The following is a 9,095-nucleotide window of genomic DNA, read 5'->3' as shown; positions in this document are numbered from 1 at the left end:
CCTGACCCCATCGGTCGGGGGAGGGGTGGACAGGGCGGGCAGCGCCGCCAGCGTGATCGTGAACTCCACGCTCTCCGCCACGAAGTCGGCCACCCACACGTAGAAGCCGACCGAGACCCGACAGCCGTAGTCGAAGGTCCCGCACTCCTCAGGATCGGTCGGCGCGGACTCACCCGGCTCCTCAGCAACGTCTGCGGGAACTGGTGCGGCCTCGGCGTCTGTCGGTGCTCCGACTAGGACCGCGCCGCTGAGGGAGAGGACCAGGACCGCCGCAGCCCACGGGCGCGGTCTCATCACAGCCCCACGAACCCGCGCAGGATCTGCACCAGGATCGGTGCGAGAATCGCCACCAGGTAACCCAGCGCGGCGTACTTGAGAGTGTCCTTGGCCTTATTGACCTCCCCCGGGTCGCCGCCAGCGAGCAGATAGCGCAGCCCGCCGATGGTCAGCAACAGCGTGGCCAGCACCACCAGCAGCCCGACGATCCAGTTGCGGATGTTGGTAATGACGGCGTCCAGGTCCGTGACCCCGGGATCCTCGGCCTCCTGCGCCCACGCGGGCCACAACTCGGCTGAGGCCAGGACGACGCTCACGGTCACCACGCCGATTGCCAGGGCTGGGCGAAGGTATCTCCTGAGAGCTTTCATGATCGCCACCTCGATTCGGTGAAACCCCGCAGAAAGTAGGGAAGGCACGCGAATCAGAAGCCGGGGCGAAGGCCGGTTCCTCCTTTCGCTCAAAGGCTGTATCGGTAGGCGCTCGATACCTTCTCCGCCCCGGCTGTCGTGCTTCCTCTGCAGGTGAGGAGAGATCCCTCCTCACCCATCAAGAGGAATTCAAGGTGCGATAGCGCTCACCGTCTCCGTGGATTTCTTCTCTTCCAGGGCGGCCGTCAGCTTCTCCTCGGCCGCGCGGCGCCAGCGACGTGCGGTGATGTAGGACAACCCCAGCTCCTCAGCGACCCGGGCCAGGGTGCTGCGCTCCAGCCGGGTGCGGGCGATCAGGTCGGCCTCCACCGGGGACAGGGTTCCGGTGAGAACGGCATCGGCCAGGACGCTCACTGGCCCCCGTCCATCGGCAGCCTGGTCGGTGGCGTGCGCGTTGGGGTTGTACTCCACACACCGATGCACATCGCGGGCGTGGCGGTAGCCGTACCGGTTGGCGGTGTTGGCCACCGCCGACCACAGCCGCGCCCCCACATCACTCGCCTCACGGGGCAGGGAGCGCACCTGCTCCAGCAACGCGGTCAGCATCTCCGCCTCCACGTCGGGGATGTGCTGGGAGGAGACCCGTGCGTACCGGGAACAGGCCACCACCATGCGCGGCAGCATCGCCCCGGCAGCGATCACCGTCCAGGTCGCCTCGCCCGCCCGGGAACGGGCGAAAAGGCGGTGCCAGAGGGCATCGGTGACTTCCTGAGGGGCGTGACGCAACAGCCCTATGGCCTGGGTGGCGCTCACCTGCTGGGCGTCGACCTCGTCCAGGTCCGAGGTCGGCAGTGTCGGCTGCTCCGGGCCGCAGGTGATCAGCTCCACCGAACGCCGCAGCATCTCAAAGGGCCGCTCTTGGTCGTGCACCATGACAACTCCCTTCGTGTCGGAGGTTCCATGGAGCACAACCTGATCCGCAGGAAATCAGCAGAAGATCAGCAATATGGTATACGAAAATGTGCGAGAGGGAATCCCAGTTGCAGGGAACCTTGATGCGGACGCACACAAGCGTATTTTGCGAACGCACACAAGCTGAACAAGACCCGCACCGAGTTCTGGCTCACTGGCTTCGTGACGTGCTAGGGACCCGACGACAAGATCGTTCGCACTCTGAGCAAGACTTTCCCAAGCAGGTACAGAGCACCAACTACTAAGTCGAGCACGCTCGCCATCCAGCAACTGGGAGTCGATCCCGCTGTTGGTGAACTGGTTGTGCACCCTATTTGGAGGGTCCAGGGTGAGCTGATAATCGCGCAGGGCTCGGCGAATTCTACTGGGCAGGGCCGCCGGATCGGCGATCTCGGGACAGACGAGGACGATCCTGTGCAGCGTCTGGCGCGGGGAACAGGCGCATCATTGCGCGAATGAGAACGGTTCGTGGCCCTGCTGCACGTGAAACCCCTATGGAAGGTCTGCGCCTGACTGTGTGTCGCGTGGGCTTCGCTGGAGCTAGACCGGAGAAGGCTGCCGCGACCGTCCCGACCTTTTCCCAGCCCCTACCGCCGGAACACGCCCGACTGCACACTCCCCCAACACCAGCAAGGTACGGTCTCTCCCGGTTCAGAGCCCAAGGGCCTCCAATGCCGCAGTGAGCGGGATGCGTTCCTGCTCGATGCGCCGGTGGCCGGTGTGGTCGGCGTCCAGCAGTCGGAGGTAGACGGCGCGTTCAGGGCCGGTGAGGTGCGCGAGCGGTTTGGGTGTGCCGTGCTTGATGGCCGCACCATTCTTGTCGGTATCGGTGCCGTATCGCTCATAGGCGTCATAGGTGTGGGGGTCCATGAGGATGGAGGTCACGGGGAGGCCGTCGGCCCGGAAGCCGTTGAGGATCTCATAACCGTGGCGATCGATGTCACCCCAGTAGAACAGGCGAGGCGCACCGGCGAGCCAGGCGAATGCGGCGGCGGTCCTTCCTCCGAAACCGTGCCCTTCGACGGCCATGCCGCCGGGGGCGGGTGGGAAGTGGATGGCGGTGTCCTTGTTCTCGGAGATGAGGACCACGTCGGGCTGGTAGGCGGGGGTGAAGGTGTCGCCGACGGTGGCCGAGTCGTGGACGCGCACACCGGTGGCCCGGTAGGCGGGGTCGAGGTAGGTGAAGTGGATACGGGAGGGGTGGGCGGGTCGAAGGCCGAGGTCGTCCAGGCCGGTCAGGGCCAGGACACCCTTCGTGTGGGCCTGGAGCCACTTGGCGTGGACGCCCGGCAGTGGCACCTGCCGTGGCGTGACACCGAGGCCGGCACGGGCGGGGTCTGCGAGGTACCAGTCGGCGACGGTGGTGAGCAGGTCGAAGTCCAGGGGTGTGTACTGGTCGACGAGGCGGAGCACGCGGGCGGGGTCCGCCATCTGGGGGTAGCGCTCCTGTAGGACGCGGTGCCGGCGGCGGGCTCGTTCGAGCCGGGCCGGCCATGCCCCTCCGACGATGGCCGCGGCCCGGTCGAGGGAGTCGACGCCGAGATGGGTCGGAACGACCTGGGAGGTCCCTTTGACCGAGCGATTCTCGTAGTCGAGGGCGAGGTCGCGGGCCTTGGTCCAGTCCTGCCATTGGACGGTGCGGGTGTGGACGGCGGCGTAGTCGGCCTCGAGGTCGGCCCTGGTGAGCCTGCCGAGCGGGAAGAGGTGGGGAAACAACGGGTCGCCGCCGGCGATGGCGGTGTGCCAGTGCTTGGCGAGACGCCGTTCGATGTCGGCGACAACCTGCTCGGGTGTCTTCATTCGGCGCCGTCCGGGAGGGCGGTGATGTAGGAGTAGCCGCGGTTGTTCTTGGTGATGGTGAGGATGAGGTCCATGTGGGGTTCCAGAGCGGTGACCTTGTCCAGTGGTGCGCCGATGATGAGTTGGAACCCCAGGTCCTGCCACGCCCTGACGGCGCGGCCCGCGTACTCGCTGTCGGCCTTCACGAAAGCCTCGTCGAGGAAGACGGGCGCGAATCGGGGTCGGGAGCGGGTCTCGTCGCCGAGTTGGTAGCGCAGTGCGGACCCGACGATGAACGCGATGAGTTCTTGGCTCTCGCCGCCGGACTTGCCGCCCAGGGAGTCGTGGACGGCGATCTCACGGTCGTTCTCATCTAGGCAGACGGCGGTGATGACCACGTGTTGGCGCACGTCGAGGTAGCGGTCGCGCTGTGGTGTGGAGGTCTTGCTGTGGCCTTCGGGGACGCGGATGAGGGCCATGAAATCGTGGAGTTTCTTGAACCGGGTCTCGACCTGGTGGTCGGTCAGTTCGGCGGCGACCCCGGAGGACAGCTCACGGAGACGGCGCCGAAACTCTTCCACTCCCTTGATAGTGGGGCGGCGCAGGTCGATCTGGAGGATGCCTTTGCCGCCGAAGGGGAGCCCACGCAGGATGGCGTTGATGGGGACGAGTCTTTGCTCGATGTCATCGATCGCGGTGTCGAAGACGTCGTTGAGTTTGAGCAGGTCATCGCTGGACCAGGCGGCGAGTTCGCGCTGCCACTTCTCGCGGCGTTCGTGAAGACCCGCGGTTTGGATGCGGTCGAGGATTTCGCGGTACTCCGCGGCAGAGGCGACGGTTGTGCCGAGGTTGTGTTCGCTCCATTGGGCCTGGAACGACTTGAACATTTGTTCCATGACTTCGGTGGCGCGTCGGACGCTCACTTGCGCTGTAGTGGCGTCTGACCTGAGGCGGTTGCGCATGGCTCGCATGTTGTAGCTGAACGTGTCAGGGTTGGTGACGGCCCAGTTCTTCTTGAACAGCTCGTCGAGGTACTCCTGCTGGTCGCCAGTAACGGTGACACTCTGTTCATTGTCGATCTCGTCGACAGCGTCCTGAACCTCATCCTGCTTCGTGGCCAGATCGCCGTGCTTCTTCTCCAGCGTCTCCAGCCGGTCGGCCGCCAGGACACGCAGACGGGTCGCTTCCTCCCACAACGGCTTGAGGCGTTCTTCTTTCGCTTGGAGTTCGTCGAGGATCTTGTTGGCCCCTCGGAAGCGCTGGATCTCGTCCCTGAGGTCGGCGATCTTCCTGTCCACGCCGAGGTAGTCGATGGAGGACCAAGCGGTGTCTGCGACGCACTGGTGTGCGACGCGTTGGCGGCCCAGGCCGCCGAGCCGGTCCTGGACGTCCTTAATGCGTTTGCGCACCTCCTCGATCTGTGGGTCGAGGTCAGCCAGGGCCGTGTCGATGTCAGCCAGGCGTCGTTCGTTGGAGAAGCCGATGATGTTGCCGTCGCCGGATTCGCCGTGTGCGCCCTTGCTCCCGTGCCGGGTCTGGCCAGCGGGGGTGACGCGTGGCCCGTCACCGGTCAGGGCAGCGGCATCCGGAACGCACAGGTGGTCGATACCGGTGTCGCTGACGCGTTCTTGGACCCAGCGGGCGAACGGCGAGTCCTTGAAGGCGAGCTTGCCGGACACGTGGTCGGGGTCGCCGCGCCAGTCCTGGGTATCGGCGAGAATGACGGCCTGGAACTGGATGCGGGGCCGGATCAAAACACCGTCAATGCTGCTGGATAGGTGTGTGAGGGTGCGCTGGTCGACCAGGACGACCCGGGCCAGACCACCCAAAGTGGTCTCGATCGCTTTGCGCCAGTGTTCCTCGTCGGGGAGAACGTCGATTAGTTCAGCCACGAACGGCAGGTCGTTCACGGGGTCGAGCCCGGCAGCCTCAGCCATGCGCACACGTGCGCGGTGCAACCGGTCAGGGACCATGCCGGCGCGGCCCTGGAGGGATTTCCTCTCCTTCAGCAGTTCGGCCTGGCGGGTGGTGAGCGGATACAGCTCCTCGCCTTTGTACGCGTCCTCCTCGTCCTTCAACGCGGCCTCGCGGCCCTCGAACCCGGCCAGGAACTCATCGGCGGCGGCTTGAGCCTCGCTGAACTGTTCCCCCTTGTCCGGCACCACCAGGTGGATTGGCTTGGTGCGGAGCTGGAACCTGAGATTCTCCTCATAGACGCCGTTGCGGTTGCTTTCGAGGTCCTTGATCTGCCGAAGGCGGTCATCGATGACGTCGCCGCCGTTGGCCCTCTTGTCCTCCGCGATCTTGTCCAAGCCCGTCTGGTGGTCGGTTTCGTCCTGTTGGGCTTGTTGGAACTCAGCAGTCGTTTTGGCACGGGCCCGTCGGTTCTCCTCAACGGCCGTGTCCAGGAGCGCGCGTTCGGTGCGCAGCCGCCACAGCCGAAACGGTGAGGCGTCCTCGGAGTCGGCGCCGAACCCGTGGATCAGGTCCACGTCGTCTTGGGCCCGCTCCAGGTCCCTCTGCAGGTCGGGGAGGCGCCGGAGAGTTTCGACCTTCTTGGCCTCGTCGACCATCTTGCTGTGGGAGGCCTCGATGTCGGCGAAGTGTTCCAGGGCGTTGTCAGCGGCCTGGTAGGTGCCCGGCACTTCGAGCACCATGGTCTTGTAGAGGGTGTCCACGCGCTTGAGCTGCATGTTGGCCTGGAGGCGGGCCAGGAGCCGCATGGCTTTGCGACCGCCGCTGGCGCCGCCGATGCCCAGGCGGGTGTGCACGTTGTCCTCGAACTCCCAGAACGTCTCGAACACGGAGATCTTGCTGAAGGCGGCCCGCAGCGCCCGCTTGGTGAAGCGGGTCTTGGCGAGCGGCTCCAACCGGGACAGGTTCAGGTAGCCGTCGAGCGTGACGAAGGCGGTGGTGATACCGCTGTTGTCGATCGCTCCTGGCTTCACGAAGTAGAGCCGCGCGACGGTGTACTTGCGGCCGCTGTCGTTGACGAACGTCATTCCGAGCGCCCCCCAGGTGGGTGCCCCGTCCGCGCCCCGCAGCACCAGGTCGCGTTCGGAGTCCTCCACTCGGTTGGTGTCGGTCTTGCCGCGCAGGTAGCTGAGCAGGTTGCGTTGTTCGGCGGAGCGGGCCCGGCCGCCGGCCTCGTTCGAGGCGCCGTTGAAAGGGGTATCGGAGGGCATCATCAGCGCGATGTAGGCGTCCAGCATGGTGGACTTCCCGGTGCCAGATGCACCGGAGATGAGCGTGGAGCCGGGTGAGTAACGGGCCTCGTTCCACCCGTGGAAGCCGCCCCAGTTGACCATCTGCAGCGTGTCGGCACGCCACTGGCTGGTTCCGTCAGGCACGGCGAGGTCGGGGATGAGCGGCTGGTCGATGGTCATCCTGCCTCTTCCTCAACGTCGGAATCGAAATCGAGTTCGGCTGGGCCGACGCCACGGTCTTGGTCGGCGGGCGTCGCGGCGCCGTTCTGTGTGATCAGCCAGACCCACAGGGCGCGGAGTTTCTCCACCGGCAGGAGGACCTCGATGATCGGTGAGATGCGGAACCGGTCCGGGTCTGCGGTCTTGAGCAGCACCCCGGCGGTGGCGAGGGTGTCGATGGCCTTGTTGGCGCGCTTGTGGTCCATGGCGCGGTGTGTGGTGTGTTCGGGGCGTTGGTCGGCCACTTCGTCGAGCATGATCTGCCGCTCGGCGAAGACGATGTCGTTGCCCTCCTGACGCTGGGTGCGGAACCGGTACCGCAGGTACATCATGACGATGGTCTCCTCCTTGCTGTGCGCCATGTCGCGCAGTAAGGAAGGGAGGGGATCTCCGGCCTCGGTGGTGGCTTGTCGTTTGAAGGCCACGTGGTAGTTGCGGTCCACATGCAGTTCGAGGAACAGGTCGTTGAGGCGGCTCTTGATGAGGTCCTGGTGGGTGATGAGGGCCGCCCACTGCTCGGGATGGCTCTCCGCGGAGATGTAACGGTGCTTCAGCAGGGCGTGCAGACACCGCCGCTGCTCGGGGTGGAGGGTGCTAGTGTCCTCCTCGAACATCGCCAACGATGTCCTGTCCTCGGTGTCCTCCACGTTGGAGAGCACCTCGCCGGCGAACGGGTCGAAATCGTTGAGGGGGTCGGTGCCTCCGGTGGTGCCCTCGCCAGCCCGGGTGTGGGTCACTGGTCGTCTCCGTCCACGTCGAAGGTGTCGGCCATGGTGATGCGCGGCATGAGGAACCGGCGGGTGCTGCCGTCGGGGCGCACCGCCGTGACCGGTTCGCGGATGGTGGCGTCCACGTCGGTGTCCATCCCTGTGAGCAGGTGCAGCAGGCCGAGGATCTCTACCGGGCGACGCCGGTCCTCTGGTAGTGCGTTGAACAGTGCGGCAGCGGACTCCACGTCCCCTGTGGCGAGCCGCGTCTGGATCTCGTGTCGCAGCTCGGTCAGCGACGGCCCACCCTGTTTGCGTATCTCCTCGAGCGACAACGCCTGCGGTGCCTCGGCGGTGACGTCTTCCAATGGTTCGGGGGCGCGTTCGCTGTCCGGGTCGAAGGTGCGAAACCGCAGTCCGGAGATGTCCAGGCCGGGCGGGGTCAGTTCCACTTCGACGTGGCTGCGTGCGCGGGCCGACTGCATCCAGACCCGCATCTGTCCGTCGATGCCGCGCAGCACCTCGTCGAGTTCGCGGTTCTTGACGTGGTCGTAGTTCTCGATGTGCTCTCGCAAGGTCGCCGACAGCCGCTGCCGCTGCCCCAGGACATCGGAGATACCACGACGGATCACATCCACCGTTGCCCGCAGCTGGCGCTGCTCATCCGGCAGAAGGGTCCCGGCCCACGGGTGCGCCAGAATCACCCGCAGGTCCTTGCGGAGCCGGTCGAGCCAGTCGCGGTTGCGCAGCAGCTCCAGAGCTCCGGCGAACGCTCGCCCCTCCGGGGTTGCGTTCAGCAGGTTCGCCGACTGGTCCAGGTAGTCATCGACGACCTCGCCGACGAGACGTTCTTCCTCCCGGAACCGTTTGGCGATGACCTTGTGCATGCCCCGGACGGCTTCCTCGACCCGGCGAAAGTCCGAGGGCAGACCGTCCACCTCCCTGAGCACGTTCGCGAGCTGCTCAGTTATTTCAGCCTCAGACGTCTCCGGCATCTCACCGCCCTCGGCGAGCCGGTCGCGCTCGGCCTTCAGCGCCGCGACCTCCTCCTCTAACTCCACGATCTCCTGCGTCAGGCGTCGGATCCGTTCCTCACGGTTCGGGTTGGCGACCAGTGCGGCCTGGGACACGACATGGCGCATGGTGGCGATCCGCGACAGGGAAACGTTGAGCTGAGTGCGGGTCGCGCGGGTCACGTAGTCCAGCGCCTGCTTCGCATCACCGGTCAACTGGTAGGTTTCCTGGCCGTCCCCGGGGTCGCGGTAGAGCCACCGCTCCCGCACCCACTGCATCGCCAGGGTCTTGCCGCCCGCCGCCGGGGCCGGGTGACCGGCAGCCCTCAACTCGTCGAGGTGGGCATCGACCACGGTGTGGAACCTCTCCACCGGGATCGGCTGCCCGCCCTCGGGGAAGGATGTGGCGAAGATGGGCATCGCAACACCAGCGGACTTGCGGTCGAGCAACTTCAAGGTCGGCGTATCCAAAGCCGAATTGATGCGTGCGACCTCACCCTCGATATCGCCCATCAACACCCCCCTTACCTGCTTTGCGTTGACCACCGGAAG

The 9,095-nt window shown here is 65.8% G+C and carries 7 protein-coding genes; all 7 read right to left on the bottom strand.

Annotated features, from left to right (window positions below; all coding sequences use genetic code 11):
• Positions 1-294, bottom strand: a 294-nt coding sequence (locus tag ACSIH6_RS33905; protein ID WP_435112436.1) for a hypothetical protein, incomplete at its 3' end; no start/stop codon positions are given.
• Positions 294-599, bottom strand: coding sequence for a pilin (locus ACSIH6_RS33900; protein WP_416027172.1), 306 nt, complete (start codon positions 597-599; stop codon positions 294-296). The genes ACSIH6_RS33900 and ACSIH6_RS33905, both read right to left, overlap by 1 nt.
• A gap of 237 nt (positions 600-836) precedes the next feature.
• Entirely contained in the window at positions 837-1,580 is a 744-nt protein-coding gene (locus ACSIH6_RS33895) for a sigma-70 RNA polymerase sigma factor region 4 domain-containing protein (protein ID WP_435112435.1), read from the bottom strand.
• Between the two features lie 690 nt (positions 1,581-2,270).
• The gene (locus tag ACSIH6_RS33890; RefSeq protein WP_435112434.1) at positions 2,271-3,419 is read right to left on the bottom strand and encodes a Wadjet anti-phage system protein JetD domain-containing protein; all 1,149 of its coding nucleotides are present in this window, start codon (positions 3,417-3,419) and stop codon (positions 2,271-2,273) included.
• Entirely contained in the window at positions 3,416-6,784 is a 3,369-nt protein-coding gene (locus ACSIH6_RS33885) for an ATP-binding protein (protein ID WP_435112433.1), read from the bottom strand. Before ACSIH6_RS33885 ends, ACSIH6_RS33890 begins: the two co-directional genes overlap by 4 nt.
• Entirely contained in the window at positions 6,781-7,560 is a 780-nt protein-coding gene (locus ACSIH6_RS33880) for a DUF4194 domain-containing protein (RefSeq protein ID WP_435112432.1), read from the bottom strand. Before ACSIH6_RS33880 ends, ACSIH6_RS33885 begins: the two co-directional genes overlap by 4 nt.
• Positions 7,557-9,056 carry a DUF3375 family protein gene (locus ACSIH6_RS33875; RefSeq protein ID WP_435112431.1) on the bottom strand — a complete coding sequence of 500 codons (1,500 nt, stop codon included), beginning with the start codon at positions 9,054-9,056 and terminating at the stop codon, positions 7,557-7,559. The genes ACSIH6_RS33880 and ACSIH6_RS33875 overlap by 4 nt, the downstream gene beginning before the upstream one ends.
• Positions 9,057-9,095 lie beyond the last annotated feature (39 nt).

The sequence above is a fragment of the Nocardiopsis synnemataformans genome (genome assembly GCF_965343085.1).
Lineage (GTDB): Bacteria > Actinomycetota > Actinomycetes > Streptosporangiales > Streptosporangiaceae > Nocardiopsis > Nocardiopsis alborubida.
The sequence above is the reverse complement of the archived record's forward strand: the minus strand, read 5'-3'. Positions and strand labels throughout refer to the sequence as shown.

Coding starts and splice junctions, on each gene's coding strand:
- ACSIH6_RS33875 (WP_435112431.1), bottom strand. CDS start 9,056: ATGGGCGATATCGAGGGTGAGGTCGCACGCATCAATTCGGCTTTGGAT.
- ACSIH6_RS33885 (WP_435112433.1), bottom strand. CDS start 6,784: ATGACCATCGACCAGCCGCTCATCCCCGACCTCGCCGTGCCTGACGGA.
- ACSIH6_RS33895 (WP_435112435.1), bottom strand. CDS start 1,580: ATGGTGCACGACCAAGAGCGGCCCTTTGAGATGCTGCGGCGTTCGGTG.
- ACSIH6_RS33890 (WP_435112434.1), bottom strand. CDS start 3,419: ATGAAGACACCCGAGCAGGTTGTCGCCGACATCGAACGGCGTCTCGCC.